Below are 18,927 nucleotides of genomic sequence, written 5' to 3' on the forward strand. Positions count from 1 at the left end.
ACACGCGAGGGAGGACGGACACCATGACCGCGTCGTACAACGCCCGGGCCTACCGGGAGTACTTCGAGAACGACTTCACGTACCTCAACGGATTCCGGCGCAACACCAAGCGTTACGCACACCAGGTCGCCCTGAGCGACCCCGGCACCGGGCGGCAGTGGACCTACGCGCAGCTCGGGGAGCGCGTCGACCGGATCGCGACGGGCCTGGCGGACGCGGGGGTGCAGACCGGGGACGTCGTCGCCTACCAGCTGTTCAACGGCGTCGAATTCGCCGAGCTCTACCTCGCCACGCAGGCCGTCGGGGCGGTCGGCTCGCCGGTGAACTTCCGCCTGGCGGCCGGCGAGACGGCGTTCGTCCTCGACAAGTGCACCCCTGCGGTATTCGTCTACGACACCGAACTCACCGATATGGTGCAGGAGGCGTTGCGGCTCGCAGCGCACACCCCGAGGGTGATCGTGGCCGTCGGCGACGGCGACACCGTCGAAGTCGACGGCGTCACGGTGATGCGGTACCGGTACCTGGCCGCCGACCGCATCGCGCTACCGCCGCTGCATCGCACGGTGTGGGACGAGACCACCCGTCTCTACACCTCCGGCACGACGGGCATGCCGAAGGGCGTGCCGCTCAACAGCATGATCGAGATCTTCAGCGCCCACGACGTGATCATGCACTTCCCGCTCGGCCCCGACGACAAGACGCTCAACATGACCCCGTGGTTCCACCGCGGCGGCCTGCACGCGGGCGGGCCCAACCCGACGTTCTACGTCGGCGGTGAAGTGGTGCCGCTGCGGTCGTTCGACGCCGACCGGGTCCTCGACCTCGTCGCCGCGTACGGACTGACCTTCCTCATCGGCGCACCGACCAATCTCGCCATGCTCGCCGCCGCCCAGGAGGCGCGCCCGCGCGACCTGTCCAGCCTGCGCGGCATCGTCACGATGGGCGCGCCGCTCGAGAAGGAGGCGGCGCTGCGCTACCAGAAGGTGCTCAACCCCCGGATCTTCAACGGCTACGGCACCACCGAGGCCTTCTGGAACACCTTCCTGCGGCCGGCCGACCTGCCCGACCGCGCCGGCAGCGCCGGCCGCGCCTGCACCGACGACGAGGTCCGCGTCGTCCACGTCTACCCCGACCGGCTCGCCGACCCCGACGACGTCGTCGCCCACGACGGCCACGACGTCGGTGAGGTCATCGTCCGCTCCCCCAAGTGCGCCAACGCCTACTTCGACACCCCCGACCAGGAGAGGGCCAAGTTCCACCAGGGTTGGCTGCACATCGGCGACCTCGCCACCTGGGACGCCGACGAGTTCGTCACCATCGTCGGACGCAAGGACGACATGCTCATCTCCGGCGGCGAGAACGTCCACCCGGTGCAGGTGGAAGAGGCACTCAACGCCCATGCGCAGGTGCAGGACTCGCTCGTCGTCGGCGTCCCGGACGAGAAGTGGGGACGCATCGTCGTCGCCTACATCGTCGCCGAGGATCCCTCGCTGACGGTCGATCACCTCGACGCCCACTGCCGCTCCCACCCGATGCTCTCGTCGTTCAAGCGGCCGCGCGCCTACCGGTTCGTCGAGACCCTGCCCGTCTCCCCCACCGGCAAGAAGCTGCATTACAAGGCCACCGAAGCCGCCGCGGCCGAGTTCGCCGCCGGCCTCTTCTCCGCTCCCTCCGACTCGAGGATGACCCGATGAGCACCGCCACCACCCTCCCCAAGTTCGACGCCCTCGACCCGCTCGCCATCGACTCGCTCTACTCCGACGACGAGCTCGCCGTCCGCGACACCGTTCGCAAGTTCTGCGCCGAGCACGTCACTCCGCACATCGCGGAGTGGTTCGAGGCCGGCGACCTGCCCGGCGTGCGCGACCTCGCCCGCGAATTCGGCAAGCTCGGCCTCCTCGGTATGCACCTCGAGGGCTACGGGTGCGGTGGCTCGTCCGCCGTGCACTACGGCCTCGCCTGCCTCGAGTTGGAAGCCGCCGACTCCGGCATCCGCTCCCTGGTCTCGGTGCAGGGCTCGCTCGCGATGTTCTCGATCTGGAACAACGGTTCCGAGGAGCAGAAGCAGCGCTGGCTGCCGGGCATGGCGGCGGGCGAGATCATCGGCTGCTTCGGCCTGACCGAACCCGACGTCGGCTCCGACCCGGGGGCGATGAAGACCCGCGCCCGCCGGGACGGATCCGACTGGGTTCTCGACGGTCGCAAGATGTGGATCACCAACGGCTCCATCGCCGACGTCGCCGTGGTCTGGGCGAACACCGACGAGGGCGTCCGTGGCTTCGTCGTGCCCACCGACACACCCGGTTTCAGCGCCCACACCATCAAGCACAAGCTGTCGCTGCGCGCCTCGGTCACCGGCGAACTCGTCCTGGACAACGTGCGCCTGCCCGCCGACGCGCTGCTGCCCGAGGCCAAGGGCGTCAAGGCGCCGCTGCAGAGCCTGTCCGAGGCGCGGTACGGCATCATCTGGGGCGCGATGGGCGCCGCGCGCTCGGCGTGGGAGGCCGCCCGCGACTACTCGATGCAGCGCACCCAGTTCGGCCGCCCCATCGGCGGATTCCAGCTCACCCAGGCCAAGCTCGCCGACATGGCCGTCGAACTGCACAAGGGCCAGTTGCTGTCGCTGCACCTCGGCCGGCTCAAGGACAGCGTCGGGCTGCGGCCCGAGCAGGTGAGCTTCGGCAAGCTCAACAACACCCGCGAGGCCATCGAGATCTGCCGCACCGCGCGAACCATTCTCGGCGGCAACGGCATCTCCCTCGAGTACCCCGTCATCCGGCACATGGTCAACCTCGAGTCCGTGCTCACCTACGAGGGCACCCCCGAGATGCACCAGCTGGTGCTCGGCCAGGCCTTCACCGGCGAAAACGCCTTCCGCTGACAGGAATCCCACCATGAACGCACGATTGATCCACGACTCCGAGCACCTGCAGTTCCGCGAGGTCGTCCGTGACTTCGTCCGGGACAAGATCACCCCGGTGCACGAGGACTGGGAACGGGCGAGCTGCCTCGACCGGTCCCTGTTCACCGAGGCCGGCAAGCTGGGCCTGCTCGGCTTCCCGGTCCCGGAGGAGTACGGCGGTCCCGGCGTCGACGACTTCCGCTACAACGCCATCCTGATCGAGGAGGTCAACCGGGCGGGCAACGCGGCCGCCGGGATCGCGTTCTCGCTGCAGAACGACGTCGTGCTGCCGTACCTGACCGACATGACCACCGACGAGCAGAAGGCGCGCTGGCTGCCCGGCGCCGTCACCGGCGAGACCGTCCTCGGCATCGCGATGACCGAACCCGGCACCGGCAGCGACCTGACCGGCATCCGCACCTCGGCGGTGCGCGACGGCGACCACTACGTGGTCAACGGCGCCAAGACGTTCATCTCCAACGGGCAGAACGGCGACCTGTTCGTCGTCGCCACCCGCACCTCCGACGACCCGCACAAGGGCCTGACCCTGCTCGTCGTCGAGGCCGACACCGCCGGCTTCTCCCGCGGGCGCAATCTGGAGAAGATCGGCCTGCACGCGCAGGACACCAGCGAGCTGGCCTTCACGGACATGCGGGTCCCGGTCGCGAACCGGCTCGGCGAGGAGGGACAGGGCTTCTACCAGCTCGTGCACAACCTGCCGCAGGAACGGTTGTCGCTCGCGATCGGCGCGGTCGCCGCGGCGGAGGGCGTGTTCGCCGAGACCCTCACCTACGTCAGGGAGCGCAAGGCCTTCGGCAAGCCGGTCTCGAGCTTCCAGAACACCCAGTTCGTGCTGGCCGAACTGGCCACCGAGCTGGATCTGGCCCGCACGTTCCTCGACGACTGCATCGCCGAGCACGTTGCCGGCGAGCTCACCGCCGCCCGCGCGGCGCGGCTGAAGTGGTGGGCCACCGAACTGCAGGTGCGGGTCGCGGACCGGTGCCTGCAGTTGCACGGCGGCTACGGGTACATGCGCGAGTACGCGGTGGCACGCGCGTTCGTCGACGCCCGCATCCAGACCATCTACGGTGGCACCACCGAGATCATGAAGACGATCGTCGCCAAGGATCTCGGGATCTGAGCGGCCGTCCCGAGCGACGAGGAGGACGCCCATGTCGGCCGATCCGAGCGAGCTGCCGATCGACGAGGCCGTGCGCGCGGTCCGTGCGAACTCCCGGCGCAGGCAGATCCTGATCGCTGCCGCGAAGGTGATGCAGCGCACAGGGTTCCATCAGATGTCCATGCAGGCGCTGGCCGACGAGGCGAACGTCAGCGTGGGCCTGCTCTACAAGTACTTCGGCAACAAGGAGGAGATCCTCCTCGCCACCATCACCGCCATCCTGGACGCGTTCCGGGATCAGCTCGAGCCCGCGATGGCGGCGGCCGGCACGGACCCCGTGGAGCGCCTGGCCGCGGGGATCGGCCGGTTCGTCGAGATCGTCGACGAGAACCTCGACGCCGTGGCCCTGACCTACCGCGAGAGCCGCACGCTCGACCCGGCCGGGCGGGAGATGCTCAAGCGGCTCGAGATCGCCACCTCCGCCCCGCTGCGTGCGGTGCTGACCGAGGGCATCGACGCCGGCATCATGAACCCGGTCGACGTCGATCTGATGGTCTTCGACCTGGTGCTGCTCGCCCACGGCTGGGCGCTCAAGCACTGGCATTTCGGCCGGCTCTACAGCCTCGACGACTACATCCGGCTGCAGACCCGGTTCGTGCTCAACACCGTTCTGCCACAAGAACACCGAACCCGCTACCGACACCTGCTGGAGTAACCGTGAGCGTCGTCACCACACGCGAAGACCGCGTCGGGATCATCACCCTCGACCGTCCCCCCGCCAACGCCTTCGACGAGGCGCAGGCGGAGGCCCTGGCCGAGGCGGTCACGACGCTGGGCGAGGACCCCGCCGTACGGGCCGTCCTGATCCGCAGTGCCCGGCGGATCTTCTGCGGAGGCGCGGACATCGCGATGATGGAGTCCTGGAGCACGCAGCCCGATCGGGGTGCACGCCTGCACCGCTTCACCGCACGGCTCCAGGACGTGTTCGCCCGCATCGAGGCGCTGCCGAAGCCCTCGGTGGCCGCCCTCGCCGGTGCCGCCACGGGAGGCGGCCTCGAGCTGGCACTCGCGTGCGACTTCCGCGTCGCGGGCGCCTCGGTGAAGCTCGGGCTTCCCGAGGTGGGAATCGGGCTCCTCCCCGGTGCGGGGGGCACGCAACGGCTCACCCGGCTGGCCGGTCCGTCAGTGGCGCACCGGCTCGTTCTCGGCGCCGAACTGGTCACCGGCCGTGCGGCCGAACGGCTCGGAATCGTGCAGTGGGCCACCGACGCCGACGTCGAGACCGAGGCCCGAGCCTTGGCCGATCGACTCGCGCAGCTGCCGCCGGCCGCCTACGCGGCCGCCAAACGCTGCATCGTCGCAGCTCGGGGCGATGAGGGGTTCGCCCGAGAGCTCGACGAGATCAGCCGGCTGATCGAGACGCCGGACACCGTCCGCTTGCTGGAAGGATTCGTCGCGCGCGCCCGGTAGCCCGGCGTGCGGGCCGTCGCGGGATGTCCGCCGCCCGGGGCTGCGCCGGACAACCCGCCCGGATCACTCGGTACTGTGGATCCGACCCAGCGGCGACGAGGAGCACCACCATGACCACCGACCACGACACGCTACCCGTGGACGAGGCCGTGCGAGCCGTGCGCACCAGCTCCCGCCGCAAACAGGTGCTCGACGCCGCGGTGACGGTCATGCAGCGGACCGGGTTCCACCAGATGTCCATGCAGGCGCTGGCCGACGAGGCCGGGGTGAGCGTGGGGCTGATCTACAAGTACTTCGGTGGCAAGGAGGACGTCCTCCTCGCGACCATCCTCGCGATCCTCGACGCCTTCCGCGACCAGCTCGAACCGGCCATGGACGCCGTCGGCGACGACCCCGTCGAGCGGCTCGCCGCCGGGATGCGCCGCTACATCGAGATCGTGGACGAGAACCTCCACGCCACGGTGCTCACCTACCGGGAGAGCCGCACCCTCGACGACGCCGGACGCGCCCGGATCAAGGAACTCGAGGTGGAGTCCTCGGCGCCGCTGCGCGCCGCGCTCGACGCGGGGATCGAGGCGGGCGTGATGAACCCGGTCGACGTCGACCTGATGGTCTTCGACATCATGCTGCTGGCGCACGGCTGGGCGCTCAAGCACTGGCACTTCGGGGCCATCTACACGCTCGACGAGTACATCCGGCTCCAGACCCGCTTCGTGCTGAACACGCTCCTCCCGGCCGAGCGCCGCGACGACTACGCGCAGTTGCTCACGTAGCCGACACGGGAAGCAGGTCGCCGCCGAGAGGTAGCGACCAGCGCGCCCCGCGCACCGTCTCGATCGCGTCGTGGCGGGAGGTCGGCATGATGCCGGGCAGCAGCAGCGTCCACATCTGGTCGATCCGCTCCTCGAGGTCGACGCGCCCGGCGAGGACGTCGGACAGGAGCTGCACGCCCGTGAACGCGGAGATCACGAAGTGCGCCAGCATCGACGGATCGAGGTGGGCATCCAGGTCGCCTTCCTCGACGGCACGACGGCCGAACGCCTCGCAGGCCGTGATCCAGTCCAGGTACGGCCCGGCGGGCTTGTCGAGACTGCCGAGTTCGAGGGTGAGCCGGATCCCGGCGCGCACAACGGGGTCCTCGATCATCTGCCGGCCGATGCCGTGGCACAGCATCACGATCTGTTCGAGGGTCGACGCCTCGGTGCCGGCGATCGCATCGACGAGCGCGATCGAGCGGCGGTGCTGCTCGGCGACGATGGCGCCGGCGAGGTCGATCTTCGACGCGAAATGGAAGTACACCGCCCCCTTGGACAGTCCCGTGTCGCGGAGAATGTCGGCGAAGCTGGCGCCGTGGAACCCTCGTTCGTCGAACATCGCGGCGGCGGCGCGCACGATCTGCTGCCGGGTCACTGCGGCGCGGGCTTGCTTGGCCACTCACTCACCTTTCTCGCGAGGCGGATTCCGACGAGACACCTCGGCCCGAGGCATCCGACGTACATCCCCTCGACAACCCCCGACCGACACACCGCCGACTCCCCCTGGGCGGCCCGCCGGGATCTGCGTCGATCCCGGCGGAAGGCACCAGCCACCTTAACAAGACCGATCGACCGTTCAACGAAGGGTGGACGGCACCGGCGTGCCCGCCCCGCTCCCCCTCGGCAGCACGGGCCGATCGGCGGCGCCGGCCTATCCGGCGCCGAGGGCCTTCTTCGCCGCGTCCTGCGCCTTGTCGACCTGCTCGGCGTACTTTCCGCCGGTCTTGCGGTCCGCGAGATCACCGGCCTTCTCGATCGCCTCGTCGACCTTGTCGGGGTTCTGCGCCGCGAACTCCTTGCCCTTGTCGACCAGCCCCTTGACCGAATCCATGAAACCCACGTCGCGTCCTTTCGTCCGAATGATCGAGCGGGCCAAGCCTGCCACAGCAGGTCGCGACCGGACGTGGGGCCGGGTCCGACGCCGCGCTATCGGGGGTCGGGTCCGGGAGCCGGGCCGGGTCCGGCAGCCGGACCCGGTCCGCGACCTTCGGTGCCGAGGGTCTTCTTCACCGCTTCCTGCGCCTTGCCGACGTGCCGGGAGTACTTTCGGGGCCCCTTCGTCCGGGCGAGATCGCCGGCCTTGTCGATGGCGTTGTTCACCGTGTCCGGGTTCTTCCGGGCATAGTCCTTGCCCTTGTCGACCAGGCCCTTGAGCGAATCCATGAATCGCATCGGGTCCATCCCTTCTCTGTGCAATGGTCGGATCGTCACCAGCGTGCCACCGGTGGACGCAGAGCGGGAGATCCCTGTCGGGACCTCCCGCCGAAGACCTCCACTGCTACGGGCTGCGCGGGCCCGGCTGCGCCTGCGGGCCGGGATCGGACTCCGGGCCGGGCCGTCCCGCGGGACCCGGAGTCGCACCGGGAACGGGATGGTCCGCGGTACCGAGGTGCTTCTTCGCGGCGTCCTGCACCTTGTCCACGTGCTGGGCGTACTTGCCGCCCGTCCGGGCATCGGCGGCGTCGCCTGCCTTGTCGACGAACCCGCCGGCCTTGTCGGGGTTCTTCTCCGCGTACGCCCTGCCCTTGTCGACCAGGCCCTTGATCGAATCCTTCAAACCCATCTGCCGCTCCTTCCGTTCGAGGGATCGATGCCTCAGCGTGCCACCGCGGGCCGGTTCCCAAACCTGCCGCGGCGGCGCAGTGTCCCCGTCCCCGGCCGGGCCGGGGCAGTGCCCTCGTCCCCGGCCGGGCCGGGGCAGTGCCCTCGTCCCCGTCAGTGCACGCCCGGCAACAGGTCCTCACTGGCGGCGAACAGCCGGCGGTGCTCACCGTGGACCCGCCCGGTCACCCACCACGAGACCTCCACGAGGACCACGCCGATCGCCCCGCACGTGAACGCCGTGACCATTGCGCCGACGTTGGAGATGTCGAGGGCGAAGAACTCGCGGGCGAAGGGGAAGGCGAACAGGACCAGGTACCCGAGCACCGAACCGGCCAGCAGCACCAGTTTCCACATCACGTACGGCCGCGCCACCACGGCGAGCACCCACAGCGCGATCATGATCAAGGTGATCAGCGCCGCGGTGCCGGCCTGCATCTTCTGCGCCTCGGTCTGCTCGGGCCCGGCGTACACCAGGATGTAGCAGACGTACGTGCTGATCCCGATGATCACCCCCGACGGGATCGCCAGGCGCATCACCCGCGACACGAAGCCGGAGCGGGCCCGCTCGTTGTTGGGGGCGAGCGACAGGATGAACGCGGGGACTCCGATGGTGAACCACGCCGCGATCGTCACGTGCCGCGGCAGGAACGGATACGGCATCGGCTCGTAGCCGAACACCTGGGACAACGCGCCCGAGAGCCCCACGAGGAACGCCAGCAGTACGGAGTACACGGTCTTGGTGAGGAACAGGTTCGAGACCCGCTCGATGTTGCCGATCACCCGCCGGCCCTCGGCGACGACGTAGGGCAGGGTGGCGAACTTGTTGTCCAGCAACACGATCTGCGCGACCGCACGGGTAGCCGGGCTGCCGGAGCCCATCGCGACCCCGATGTCGGCGTCCTTGAGCGCCAGCACGTCGTTGACCCCGTCGCCGGTCATGGCGACGGTGTGCCCGCGCGACTGGAGGGCTCCGACCATCGCCCGTTTCTGGTCGGGCCGCACGCGACCGAAGGTGGTGGCCGAGTCGAGGGTGTCGGCGAGCCGGTCGCGGTCCTCCGGCAGGGTGCGGGCATCGACGGGGTGATCGGCGTGCGGCAGGCCGAGCGACGTCGCGACCGCGCCGACCGACACGGCGTTGTCGCCGGAGATGACCTTGACCTCGACCTGCTGGCTCGCGAAGTACTCGAGGGTCGGCTTGGCGTCGGGCCGGACCCGCTGCTCGAGCACGACGAGGGCCTGCGCGGTGACCGTGCCGGGGGCGTGCGGGTCGTCGACGGGACGGTCGCACCGGCCGAGCAGCAGCACCCGCAGCCCCTGCGCCCCGAGCGCCTCGGCGCGCCGGGCCGCCTCCGAGCCGGGATCGAGCAGCACGTCCGGTGCGCCGAGCACCCAGTCGCCGTGGTCGCCGTACGACTGGCCGCTCCACTTCTTCGCCGACGAGAACGGGGCGACGGCGGTGGCCTCTCCCCAGCCGGGGTCGTCCGGCATCGCCTCGCGGACGGCGAGGACGCTGGCGTTGGGACGCGGGTCGTCCGCGGCCATCGCCGCGAGCGCGGCACGGGCGGCCGTCTCGTCGCTGCCGTCGACGCACACGACGTCCGCCAGGCGCATGCCGTTCTCGGTGAGCGTGCCGGTCTTGTCGGCGCAGACCACGTCGACGCGGGCGAGGCCCTCGATGGCCGGCAGTTCCTGCACGAGGCACTGCCGGCGACCGAGACGGATCACGCCCACCGCGAACGCGATCGACGTCATCAGCACCAGGCCCTCGGGGACCATCGGAACGAGCGCGGCGACCATGCCGCTGAGTGCCGGGCCGAGCGCCTCGCCGCTCGAGAACAGCTGGTTGTAGATGATGAGCAGGCCCGCCGGGATCATCAGGTAGGTGATGAATTTCAGGATCTTGTCGATGCCGGCGCGCAGTTCCGAGTGCACGAGCGTGAACTTGCTGGCTTCCTCGGCGAGCCGGGCTGCGTACGCGTCACGGCCGACCTTCGTGGCCCGGTAGGCGCCGCTGCCCGCCGCGACGAAGCTGCCCGAGAGGACGTGTGCGCCGAGCTCCTTGTGCACAGGATCGGCCTCGCCGGTGAGCAGCGACTCGTCGAGTTCGAGCCCCTCGGCCTCGACGACGAACCCGTCCACCACCGCCTGGTCGCCGGGGCCGAGTTCGATGATGTCGTCGAGCACCACCTCGCGCGGCGGGAGCTCGGCCACCGCCCCGTCCCGGCGCACGAGAGGCTTGGCCTGGCTGACGATCGCGAGCCTGTCGAGGGTCCACTTGGCGCGGATCTCCTGCACGATTCCGACGGCGCTGTTGAGGATGATCAGCAGGCCGAACATGCCGTCGATGATCGAGCCGGTGGCCAGGACGATGGCCAGCAGGACGGCCAGGATCGCGTTGATGCGGGTGAAGACGTTGGCGCGGACGATCTCGCCGACCGACCGCGACGCCCGGTCCGGCACGTCGTTGGTGGCGCCCCGGGCCACGCGTTCGGCGACCTGCTCGGTGGTCAGGCCCAGCTCGATGTGCCGCGCGTCGGTCGGGGGCGCGGCCGCCTGGTCGGCGACGGCGGTGGGCTCCTCTGCTGCCATGGGAATCAGGCTAAGCCACCCGCTGCGCTCCGCCGCCGTGCCGTGACGCGCCTCGCGCCGGGCTCAGCTGTCCGGGCGGACGAACTCGGGCTGGTCGAGCACGCGCAGCCAGCTGCCGTCAGGCTGGCGGCGGGCCACCTGGGCCCGGGCGCCGGCGCCGTCCTTCGGCGGGGTGGCGGTCAGCGCGAGGTCGCCGCTGATCAGTGTCGGCAGCGGCGGCTCGGGTTCGAAGTGGGGCGCGTGTTCCAGCACCTGCTCCCACAAGCGGCGGATGGCCTCGCGGCCCACCGTGCGACCGCCCGGCGGGTAGGCCATCACGGCGTCCTCCTCGTACAGTGCGGCGACACCCGCCGCGTCGCCGGCGTTGGAGCGCTCGACGAACAGGCGGGTGAGATCCTCTGGCTGCCAAGCCTTCTCTGCGTCGGACACGGTCATCCTCTCCAGGAACGGAAGCGGGACACCTCCAGCCTCCGACCCGCAGAGTCAGAAGTCCAACAGATTGTTCTGATCGGAACTAGAATCCGGGGTTATGGAACTGCGGCAGCTCGAGTACTTCGTCGCGGTGGCCGAGGAGGCGAACTTCACCCGGGCCGCCCACCGCGTCCACATCAGCCAGTCCGGGATCAGCGCCCAGGTCCGCCGGCTCGAGCACGACCTCGGCGCCGCCCTGTTCGACCGCTCCACCCGCACCGCCACCCTGACCACGGCCGGGGAGGCGGCCCTGCCGCACGCCCGGGCCGCGCTGGCGTCCGCCGCGGCCGCCCGGCAGGCGGTCGAGGAGGTGACGGCACTGATCCGCGGACGGCTGGTGGTCGGCATGGTCACCGCCTGCACCGTCACCGGGCTGTTCGACGCGCTCGCCGCGTTCCACCGCGCGCACCCGGGGGTCGAGATCACCCTCGTCGAGGACGCCTCCGACCGGCTCGTCGAGCGGGTCCGCTGCGCCACCGTGGACCTCGCCCTCGTCGGCTCCGCCGGCAGCCCGCCCCCGGGCCTCGAGGCGCTCACCCTCGTCAGCGAACCGATCGTCGCGGCCGTGCCGCCCGGTCACCCGCTGACCGGACGCGCCCGCCTCACGCTCGCGGACGTGTGCGCGCACCCCGTCGTGTCCATGCCCGAGGGCACCGGGATCCGGACCGTGTTCGACCGGGCGTGTGCCGCCGCCGGCCTGCGCCCCGACATCGCCCTGCAGGCCAGTTCCCCGGACACCGTCGCCGACCTCGCCCTCCGCGGGCTGGGCGTGGCGATCCTCAGCCGCTCGATGACCGCGCACTTCGAGGGCCGGTTGTGCGGGCTCACCCTGGACGACGCCACCGGGCCCGCGGTGCTGTCGCTGATCTGGTCCGATACGGACGCTCCGGCCCTGCGCGAACTCGTCCGGCACAGCCGTCGCGCCTTCGCCGTCGCAGGGACCTAGGACACTTCCCCGGCGGCGGCCCGCGGCCGAGAATGGGCACGGGCCGGCGAACCGGCCGGAGTCGAATCCACGACGACAGGGGGCGGACATGAATCTCGAGGACCTGATGGCCAAGGCACGCGACACGGTCACGGTCAAGCGCGTGTACTCGGAGCCGGTCGAGAAGGACGGCCTGACGGTCATCACCGCGGCCGTGGTCTCCGGCGGTGCCGGCGGAGGCGGGGGGTACTCGCCCGACGGGGAGAACGGCGAGGGCGGCGGCTTCGGCGTCGGGGCTCGCCCGGTGGGCGCGTACGTCATCAGCGGCGGCAAGCTGTCGTGGCAGCCGGCGGTGGACGTCAACCGCCTGGTGCGTACCGTCGCGAGTGTGGCGATCGCCTTCCTCGTCACGCGGGCGCTCGTCGAACGCAAGCGTGCCGCTACGACGCGCTGACACCGCTCACAGCGTCGCGAGGACGAACGACAGCACGAATCCCGCGGCGGTGCTCAGCGCGACCGTGGGACCGCCCTTCTCGTAGGCCTCCGGCATGAGCGTGTCGGCCAGCGACGCCAGCACCGCGCCCGCCGCGAACGCCAACGGCAGGGAGATCGTCTCCGGCGGGGTCACCGCGAGCGGCCCGGCCCCGACGACGACGGCGACGGTCAGCAGCGTGGCGCACGCGACCCACATCCCGAGGATGTACCCCCGGGACCGGCCCTGAGCGCGCATGGAGGCGCTGCCGACGAGCGACTCCGGGAAGTTGGACACGAAGATCGCGACCAGCAGGGCGAGGCCGCCGGTGCCCTCCCCCAGGGACACACCGAGCGCCACGTTCTCGGGCACCCCATCGAGCGTGACCGCCGCCAGCAGCGCCAGCCCGGCCGCCCCGCTCACCGAGGACGACGACGGCGCGGTTTCCTCGGCGGCCGCGTCGACGTCGAGTTTCTCGCTGCCGTGGTCCTTCTCCCGCCGGCCCTCGGCCACCCGGTCCAGCCACGCGCTGAGCACGGTGAACACGAGCGCGCCGACGACGAGTCCGATCGCCGCGCGCCAGATGCCGCCCTTCTCGTACGAATCCTCGAACAACTCGAACGACAGGGCGGTGATGAGCGCGCCGGCGGCGAACGCCAGCATCGCCGCGAGAACGCGTTTGGGGATCTCCACCCATCCGCCCACCAGGGCACCGAGCACCAGCGCGCTCGAGGCGATGATCCCGAAGAGCAACGATTCGACGATGGCCCCGCCCTCCCTCCGACGCTCCCCGACGGACGGCGGGATACCCGCTGCGGCGGCCCGGAAACCCCTACCGGCCTGGAAACCCCTACCGGCCCGGGGTCAGCCGAGCGGAACCCACCACGGATCCTGCGAGCCCGGCCGCAGTGCGTCGACCCGCTGCCCCGGCATCGGCACGGCCGTGGGCACCCCCTCCTCCCGAGCGGCCGGCAGGAGCCGCGCGATCGGCTCCGACCACGCGTGGAAGGCCAGGTTGAAGGTGCCCCAGTGCACGGGGACGAGCAGGCCGGGGTGGTCGCCGCCCCCGAGATCGAGGTGGGTGCGCACCGCCTCCTCCGGGTTCATGTGCACGTCGGGCCACCGCGGGTCGTAGGCGCCCACCGGCAGCAACGTCAGATCGAACGGGCCGTAGCGGTCCCCGATGCCGGCGAACCGGGGCGTGTAGCCGCTGTCGCCGCCGAAGAACGCGGTTCGCGTCGGCCCCGCGATCACCCACGACGACCACAGCGTGATGTTGCGGATCAGGCCGCGTCCGGAGAAGTGCCGCGCCTCGGTGCACGTGACGGTGAGCGCGCCCACCTCGGTGTGCTGGTCCCAGTCCAGCTCGACGATCCGGTCGGCCGGGATCCGCCACCGGCGCAGGTGCGCGCCCACGCCGAGCGGCACCAGGAACCGGGCCTCGCGCTGCGTGGCCGCGAGCGCCTCCACGGTCTCGCGGTCCAGGTGGTCGTAGTGGTCGTGGGAAATCACGACGGCGTCGATCGGCGGCAGTTCCGCCAGTTCGACCGGCGACGGGTGCAACCGGGCCGGGCCCACGGCCGGCGACGGCGAGACCCGCTCGCTCCACACCGGGTCGGCGAGGATCCGGTGGCCGTCGATCTCGAGGAGGACGCTCGAGTGCCCGTACCAGGTGACCGCCAGTTCCGCGGCCTGCACCGGCGCGAGCTGCGGCGCGAGCGGCACCGCGTCGCGCGGCGTGCCGGAAGACCGTCGGGTGAGCATGTCCTTGACGAGGCTGCCGCCGGCCTCGGGCAGCACCGTGCTGCTCGGCTCCGAGTTGTGGAACCGGCCGTTCCGATACCGGGGTGAGCCGGCGGCGTACGGGCGGATGTCCGCCGGGGTCGCGCCGATCGAGCCGGGGACGCCGCGGGCGGCGCGCGCCACCCACAGCAAGCCGGCGCCGGCGAGGGCGGACGAGGCGGTCTGCTTGACGCTCACCCCACCACTGTAGAGGGGCGCGGGCGCGCTCAGCGGCCGCGGAAGACCGGCTCCCGGCGTTCCGCGCGGGCGAGCCGGGCCTCCTGGACGTCCTCGCTGAGCCACGCCGCGGCCAGCGCGGCCGTCTGCTCGGGCGACGGCTCGTCGCGGGTGCCGTCGTCGTTGAGGAACAGCTTCATCGCGTGCAGCGACAGCGGTGCGAGCTTGGCGATCTCGTGTGCCCAGGACTGCGCGGCGACGAGGTCGCCGATCCGGTTGGCCAGGCCGCGGTCCACGGCCTCGTGGGCGTCGACCGGCTCGGCGGCGAGCAGCACGGCCCGCGACGGGCCGCCGCCGAGCAGGGAGGCCAGCCGTCGTACCGTCCACCGGTCCACCGAGATACCAAGGCGCGCCGCGGGAATCGCAAAGCGAGCACCCGGCGCGACGACCCGCAGGTCCGCGGCGAGAGCGAGCTGGGTGCCCGCGCCGATGGCGGGGCCGTTGATCGCGGCGATCACCGGCACGGGCGCCTCCTGGATGGCACGCAGCATCTCGCCCAGGCTGTCGAGGAATCCCTCCGCGTAGACGTCCCCCGACAGGTCGGCGCCGGCGCAGAAGCTCGAGCCCCGGCCGGTGATCACGACCGCACGCGCACCCCCGTCGAGCGCCTCCTCGAGTCCCTCCCGGACCTGGACGCACAGCTCGGTGTTGAGCGCGTTGCGGCGCTCCTCGCGCCGCAGTTCGAGCGTGACCACGTCGCCGTCGCGGCTGATCCCCATCATGTGTGCTTCACCTTTCGTCGCCGGCACGCATCATCGCACCCGCCGCGCACGGGCGCGACGTCGCTCCGCGTCAGCCCTCGTCCGCGCGCGGCCGGCCGGGCTTGCGGATGCGCCCGGCGTCGCGCGGCATGCGTCCCGCCTCGCTCAGCGCGCGCCGGAGCAGGAACTCGATCTGCGCGTTGGTGCTGCGCAACTCGTCGGCGGCCCACCGCGCGAGCGCGTCGTGGACCGCCGGGTCGAGCCGGAGCAGGAGCTTCTTGCGTTCCGCCATGGCGTCGACGAGCCCTCAGGCGTAGAGCGATCCGGTGTTGAGCACCGGTTGCGCGCTCTGGTCACCACACAGGACCACGAGCAGATTGCTCACCATCGCGGCCCTGCGCTCCTCGTCGAGCTCGATGGTGTGCTCCTTCTCGAGCTGTTCGAGGGCGGTTCCGACCATGCCGACCGCGCCCCTGACGATCTGCTCGCGCGCGGCGATGACGGCACCCGCCTGCTGGCGGCGCAGCATGGCCTGCGCGATCTCGGGCGCGTACGCGAGCCGGTTGATCCGGGATTCGACGACCCGCACGCCGGCGGATCCGACCCGCTCGTCGACTTCCGCGGAGAGCCTCGAGGTGATCTCGTCGGCGTTCTGCCGCAGCGACAACGTCTCCGGGCCCGCGTCGTACGGGTAGCTGCCGGCGATGTGGCGGACGGCCGCCTCGGTCTGCACGGCGACGAACTCCTCGAAGTCGTCGACGTCGAACACGGCCCGGGCGGTGTCCTCGACCTGCCACACGATGACGGCGGAGATCTCGATGGGGTTGCCGTCGGCGTCGTTGACCTTGGCGATCCCGGTCTCGTGGTTGCGGATGCGGGTGGAGATCTTGCGCCGGGTGTTGAGCGGGTTCATCCAGCGCAGCCCGTCCTGCCGGAGGGTGCCCGAGTACGAGCTGCCGAGCAACTGCAGCACGCGGGCCTCGTTGGGTTCGACGAGGACCAGGCCGGCGAGCGCCACGGTGGCGGGGACGAACAGCACCGCGCCGGCCACGACGAGCGCGACGTTGTGGTTCACCGCGCCGAACACGGCGAGCGCCGCTGCCACGACGTCCACGGCGAGCGCGATCGCGAGGACGGACCAGCCGCTCGCGGATCGTCCGGGCCGCTCGATGGTTACGGAGGGGGTGGCGGACATGGCGGTGACTCCCTTCCCGGTCATTGCAATGCGATATTAAAGTGATATCACATTTTTGGCCGTGCGGACAAGCCCGTGAGTCCCTCCGACGGTGGTCGCGCCGGCCCCGATCGTGCCGACGGCACGGACCCGATCGTGCCGACGGCACGGCCCCGATCGTGCCGACGGCACGGCGGCGACGGGGACGCCGGTGCATCATGGGTGCGGACCCACGGAAGGGAGGGCGGTGATGACGACGGACGCACCGGCGACCCCCGTCGACGTCGTGGTGATCGGCGCGGGACAGGCCGGGCTGTCCACCGCCTACTTCCTGCAGCGGTTCGGCGTCGAACCGGAGTCCGGGTTCGTCGTGCTGGACCGGTCGTTCGGCCCCGGCGGCGCCTGGCAGGAGCGGTGGCCGTCGTTGACGCTGAGCACCGTCAACGGAGTACACGACCTGCCGGGGTGGCCGTTCTCCGAAGCGGTCGACACCACCGCCGGGCAGGTGCCGGCGGCCGCCGCGGTTCCCGAGTACTACCGCGCCTACGAGGCCCGCTTCCACCTGCCGGTGCACCGCCCCGTCCAGGTCGGCGTGGTGTGCGCCCGCGGCGAGCGACTGCGCGTGGAGACCGACCGCGGCGTGTATTCCGCCCGCGGACTGGTCAACGCCACCGGCACGTGGGAACACCCCTTCGTGCCCTGGTACCCGGGCGCCACCCGCTTCCGCGGACGCCAGCTGCACACCCGGGACTACCGCAGCGCCGACGAGTTCACCGGCCGCCACGTCCTCGTCGTCGGCGGCGGCATCTCGGCGGTGCAGCTGCTCGACGAGATCTCCCGCGTCACCGAAACCACCTGGGTGACCCGCCGCGAACCCGCCTGGCGCGACGAGGATTTCACCCCGGAACTCGGCCGGGCCGCCGTCGCGCTGGTCGAGGACCGGGTACGGCGGGGCCTGCCGCCCGGGTCGGTGGTGTCGGTGACCGGACTGCCGGTCACGCCCGCTATCCGTGCGGCCCGCGAACGCGGCGCACTCGACCGCCTCCCGATGTTCGACGAGATCACCGAGACCGGCGTCCGGTGGCCCGACGGCACCACGCTCGATGTCGATGTCATCCTGTGGTGCACCGGTTTCCGCAGTTCCCTCGACCATCTCGCGCCCCTCGGCCTGCGCAATCCCGGCGGCGGCATCACCATGACGGGGAAGCTGGCGACGCAGGTCGCCGCGGACCCGCGGGTCCACCTCGTCGGGTACGGGCCGTCGGCGTCGACCATCGGCGCGAACCGCGCCGGTCGCGCCGCCGCCCGCGAACTCGTCGACCATCTCGCGGCCACCGCGCCGGGGCCGTGATCCGCCGCATCGGCGCCGTCCTGGCGATGGTGTCCGCCGGACTGGTGCTCACCGCGCCGGCGACGGTCGAGATCGTCGTGCTGCCGCCGCCACCCCCGGCACCCGCCCCGCCCGTCGTGCCTACCACCGAGGAGGTGGCGGCACGGATCACGCCGGCCGTCGTCACCCTCTCCGCCAACCGCGGCTGGCGCGGCATCTCGGGCACCGGCATCGTCCTCACCGCCGACGGCACGGTGCTCACGAACCACCACGTCGTCACCGGCGCCACCGACATCAGCGCGGTCAGCCCCCACACGGGTGCGAGTTACGACGTCGCGGTGCTCGGCTACGACACCACCCTCGACATCGCCGTACTGCAACTCGGCTCCGCCGCCGGCCTGCCGGTCGCGGCCGTCACCGAGAGCCCCCTTCCGCAACCGGGAGCGCCGGTGACCGCCTTCGGCAACGCGGACGGCGGCGGGGTCGTCGTGCCTGCGCCCGGCACGGTCGTCGCCGTCGACAAGACGGTGTCGGTGCGCGATTCGATGGACGGATCCCTGCGCCGGCTCAGCGGAATGCTGCAGGTCGACGCGGCGATCCGGCCCGGGGACTCCGGGGGTCCGCTCGTCGACGCGTTCGGCACCGTCGTGGGGGTGAACACCGCCGGGGCCTTGGAACCGGATCCGGCCGTCGTCCCCGACCCACCCGAGGCGTACGCGGTGCCCATCGGGATCGCCCTCGACGTGGTGGACCAGGTCCGTACCGGCACGAGCGCCGGGACGGTGCACGTCGGCCCGACCCCGCTGCTCGGCGTGAGCGTCACCACCGGCCGGACCGGCGGCCAGGAGACCGGCGCCGAAGTGCTGTGGGTCGGCTACGGCACCCCGGCCGCCGGCACCGACCTCGAGATCGGCGACGTCATCGTCGCGTTCGACCGGCGCCCGGTCTCGTCCACGGCGGACCTCGAGGAAATGCTGATGGCGCGACGGCCGGGCGACAGCGTGGAGATCGGCTGGCTCGACGCCGCCGGGCAGCGACGCACCGCCACGCTCACGCTGGACGCCGGCCCGCCCCGCTGACAGGCGACCGGCGCGGTGCTCGCGCGGTTGTGTGGC

At 71.4% G+C, this 18,927-nt stretch carries 21 protein-coding genes; 10 read left to right on the top strand and 11 right to left on the bottom strand.

The features are described from left to right. The first annotated feature begins 23 nt into the window (after positions 1-23). The 6 genes from A4U64_RS18115 (at position 24) to A4U64_RS18140 (ending at position 6,265) form a co-directional block, all read left to right on the top strand. Positions 24-1,694: a class I adenylate-forming enzyme family protein gene (locus tag A4U64_RS18115; protein ID WP_043797759.1), complete on the top strand. Its 1,671-nt coding sequence runs from the start codon at positions 24-26 to the stop codon at positions 1,692-1,694. Beyond that, positions 1,691-2,881 carry an acyl-CoA dehydrogenase family protein gene (locus tag A4U64_RS18120; protein WP_043797761.1) on the top strand — a complete coding sequence of 397 codons (1,191 nt, stop codon included), beginning with the start codon at positions 1,691-1,693 and terminating at the stop codon, positions 2,879-2,881. The genes A4U64_RS18115 and A4U64_RS18120 overlap by 4 nt, the downstream gene beginning before the upstream one ends. A 13-nt stretch (positions 2,882-2,894) precedes the next feature. Then, positions 2,895-4,043, top strand: a complete 1,149-nt coding sequence (locus tag A4U64_RS18125; RefSeq protein ID WP_006941064.1) for an acyl-CoA dehydrogenase family protein — start codon at positions 2,895-2,897, stop codon at positions 4,041-4,043. 31 nt (positions 4,044-4,074) lie between these two features. Beyond that, positions 4,075-4,737: a TetR/AcrR family transcriptional regulator gene (locus A4U64_RS18130; protein ID WP_006941076.1), complete on the top strand. Its 663-nt coding sequence runs from the start codon at positions 4,075-4,077 to the stop codon at positions 4,735-4,737. A 2-nt stretch (positions 4,738-4,739) separates the two neighbouring features. Further along, entirely contained in the window at positions 4,740-5,492 is a 753-nt protein-coding gene (locus tag A4U64_RS18135) for an enoyl-CoA hydratase/isomerase family protein (RefSeq protein ID WP_043797763.1), read from the top strand. A gap of 110 nt (positions 5,493-5,602) precedes the next feature. Next, positions 5,603-6,265, top strand: a complete 663-nt coding sequence (locus A4U64_RS18140) for a TetR/AcrR family transcriptional regulator (RefSeq protein WP_043797764.1) — start codon at positions 5,603-5,605, stop codon at positions 6,263-6,265. On the opposite strand, the gene A4U64_RS18145 is transcribed toward A4U64_RS18140, so the two are convergent. From A4U64_RS18145 to A4U64_RS18170, 6 genes are all read right to left on the bottom strand, one after another. After that, positions 6,258-6,926 carry a ScbR family autoregulator-binding transcription factor gene (locus A4U64_RS18145; protein ID WP_006941080.1) on the bottom strand — a complete coding sequence of 223 codons (669 nt, stop codon included), beginning with the start codon at positions 6,924-6,926 and terminating at the stop codon, positions 6,258-6,260. The genes A4U64_RS18140 and A4U64_RS18145 overlap by 8 nt on opposite strands. Positions 6,927-7,178: 252 nt before the next feature. After that, positions 7,179-7,367, bottom strand: a complete 189-nt coding sequence (locus tag A4U64_RS18150) for an antitoxin (protein ID WP_006941081.1) — start codon at positions 7,365-7,367, stop codon at positions 7,179-7,181. Positions 7,368-7,453: 86 nt separating this feature from the next. Then, entirely contained in the window at positions 7,454-7,699 is a 246-nt protein-coding gene (locus tag A4U64_RS18155) for an antitoxin (RefSeq protein WP_006941082.1), read from the bottom strand. A 106-nt stretch (positions 7,700-7,805) separates the two neighbouring features. After that, the gene (locus tag A4U64_RS18160; RefSeq protein ID WP_029541908.1) at positions 7,806-8,090 is read right to left on the bottom strand and encodes an antitoxin; all 285 of its coding nucleotides are present in this window, start codon (positions 8,088-8,090) and stop codon (positions 7,806-7,808) included. Between the two features lie 152 nt (positions 8,091-8,242). Continuing rightward, positions 8,243-10,720, bottom strand: coding sequence for an HAD-IC family P-type ATPase (locus tag A4U64_RS18165; protein WP_065922925.1), 2,478 nt, complete (start codon positions 10,718-10,720; stop codon positions 8,243-8,245). A 63-nt stretch (positions 10,721-10,783) separates the two neighbouring features. Further along, on the bottom strand, positions 10,784-11,149 hold the full coding sequence (locus tag A4U64_RS18170; RefSeq protein ID WP_006941088.1) for a YybH family protein: 366 nt from the start codon (positions 11,147-11,149) through the stop codon (positions 10,784-10,786). A gap of 100 nt (positions 11,150-11,249) precedes the next feature. On the opposite strand from A4U64_RS18170, the gene A4U64_RS18175 reads away from it, so the two are divergent. After that, positions 11,250-12,137, top strand: coding sequence for a LysR family transcriptional regulator (locus A4U64_RS18175; protein WP_043797769.1), 888 nt, complete (start codon positions 11,250-11,252; stop codon positions 12,135-12,137). Between the two features lie 88 nt (positions 12,138-12,225). Then, on the top strand, positions 12,226-12,570 hold the full coding sequence (locus tag A4U64_RS18180) for a hypothetical protein (RefSeq protein WP_006941091.1): 345 nt from the start codon (positions 12,226-12,228) through the stop codon (positions 12,568-12,570). 6 nt (positions 12,571-12,576) lie between these two features. Here the strand turns inward: A4U64_RS18180 and A4U64_RS18185 are convergent, their stop codons facing one another. From A4U64_RS18185 to A4U64_RS18205, 5 genes are all read right to left on the bottom strand, one after another. Continuing rightward, positions 12,577-13,341 (bottom strand): ZIP family metal transporter, encoded by a 765-nt coding sequence (locus A4U64_RS18185; RefSeq protein ID WP_006941093.1) that lies wholly within the window; start codon positions 13,339-13,341, stop codon positions 12,577-12,579. A 111-nt stretch (positions 13,342-13,452) separates the two neighbouring features. Next, positions 13,453-14,568 (bottom strand): MBL fold metallo-hydrolase, encoded by a 1,116-nt coding sequence (locus A4U64_RS18190; RefSeq protein WP_006941094.1) that lies wholly within the window; start codon positions 14,566-14,568, stop codon positions 13,453-13,455. Positions 14,569-14,597: 29 nt separating this feature from the next. Beyond that, complete coding sequence (locus A4U64_RS18195; protein WP_029541887.1) at positions 14,598-15,329, bottom strand: enoyl-CoA hydratase; 732 nt, start codon at positions 15,327-15,329, stop codon at positions 14,598-14,600. Positions 15,330-15,399: 70 nt separating this feature from the next. After that, a complete protein-coding gene (locus tag A4U64_RS18200; protein ID WP_050034723.1) occupies positions 15,400-15,600 on the bottom strand; it encodes a hypothetical protein in 201 nt (66 codons plus the stop codon). Between the two features lie 15 nt (positions 15,601-15,615). Then, complete coding sequence (locus A4U64_RS18205; RefSeq protein WP_029541883.1) at positions 15,616-16,503, bottom strand: SPFH domain-containing protein; 888 nt, start codon at positions 16,501-16,503, stop codon at positions 15,616-15,618. Positions 16,504-16,732: 229 nt separating this feature from the next. On the opposite strand from A4U64_RS18205, the gene A4U64_RS18210 reads away from it, so the two are divergent. Further along, on the top strand, positions 16,733-17,833 hold the full coding sequence (locus tag A4U64_RS18210; RefSeq protein WP_065922926.1) for an NAD(P)-binding domain-containing protein: 1,101 nt from the start codon (positions 16,733-16,735) through the stop codon (positions 17,831-17,833). Continuing rightward, positions 17,830-18,891, top strand: coding sequence for a S1C family serine protease (locus A4U64_RS18215; protein WP_029541879.1), 1,062 nt, complete (start codon positions 17,830-17,832; stop codon positions 18,889-18,891). The genes A4U64_RS18210 and A4U64_RS18215 overlap by 4 nt, the downstream gene beginning before the upstream one ends. Positions 18,892-18,927: the final 36 nt, after the last annotated feature.

This window comes from Rhodococcus sp. WB1, from assembly GCF_001700945.1.
GTDB lineage: Bacteria > Actinomycetota > Actinomycetes > Mycobacteriales > Mycobacteriaceae > Rhodococcus > Rhodococcus aetherivorans.

Coding starts and splice junctions, on each gene's coding strand:
- A4U64_RS18125 (WP_006941064.1), top strand. CDS start 2,895: ATGAACGCACGATTGATCCACGACTCCGAGCACCTGCAGTTCCGCGAG.
- A4U64_RS18205 (WP_029541883.1), bottom strand. CDS start 16,503: ATGTCCGCCACCCCCTCCGTAACCATCGAGCGGCCCGGACGATCCGCG.
- A4U64_RS18165 (WP_065922925.1), bottom strand. CDS start 10,720: ATGGCAGCAGAGGAGCCCACCGCCGTCGCCGACCAGGCGGCCGCGCCC.
- A4U64_RS18155 (WP_006941082.1), bottom strand. CDS start 7,699: ATGCGATTCATGGATTCGCTCAAGGGCCTGGTCGACAAGGGCAAGGAC.
- A4U64_RS18130 (WP_006941076.1), top strand. CDS start 4,075: ATGTCGGCCGATCCGAGCGAGCTGCCGATCGACGAGGCCGTGCGCGCG.
- A4U64_RS18195 (WP_029541887.1), bottom strand. CDS start 15,329: ATGATGGGGATCAGCCGCGACGGCGACGTGGTCACGCTCGAACTGCGG.
- A4U64_RS18200 (WP_050034723.1), bottom strand. CDS start 15,600: ATGGCGGAACGCAAGAAGCTCCTGCTCCGGCTCGACCCGGCGGTCCAC.
- A4U64_RS18140 (WP_043797764.1), top strand. CDS start 5,603: ATGACCACCGACCACGACACGCTACCCGTGGACGAGGCCGTGCGAGCC.
- A4U64_RS18120 (WP_043797761.1), top strand. CDS start 1,691: ATGAGCACCGCCACCACCCTCCCCAAGTTCGACGCCCTCGACCCGCTC.
- A4U64_RS18180 (WP_006941091.1), top strand. CDS start 12,226: ATGAATCTCGAGGACCTGATGGCCAAGGCACGCGACACGGTCACGGTC.
- A4U64_RS18160 (WP_029541908.1), bottom strand. CDS start 8,090: ATGGGTTTGAAGGATTCGATCAAGGGCCTGGTCGACAAGGGCAGGGCG.
- A4U64_RS18175 (WP_043797769.1), top strand. CDS start 11,250: ATGGAACTGCGGCAGCTCGAGTACTTCGTCGCGGTGGCCGAGGAGGCG.
- A4U64_RS18210 (WP_065922926.1), top strand. CDS start 16,733: ATGACGACGGACGCACCGGCGACCCCCGTCGACGTCGTGGTGATCGGC.
- A4U64_RS18115 (WP_043797759.1), top strand. CDS start 24: ATGACCGCGTCGTACAACGCCCGGGCCTACCGGGAGTACTTCGAGAAC.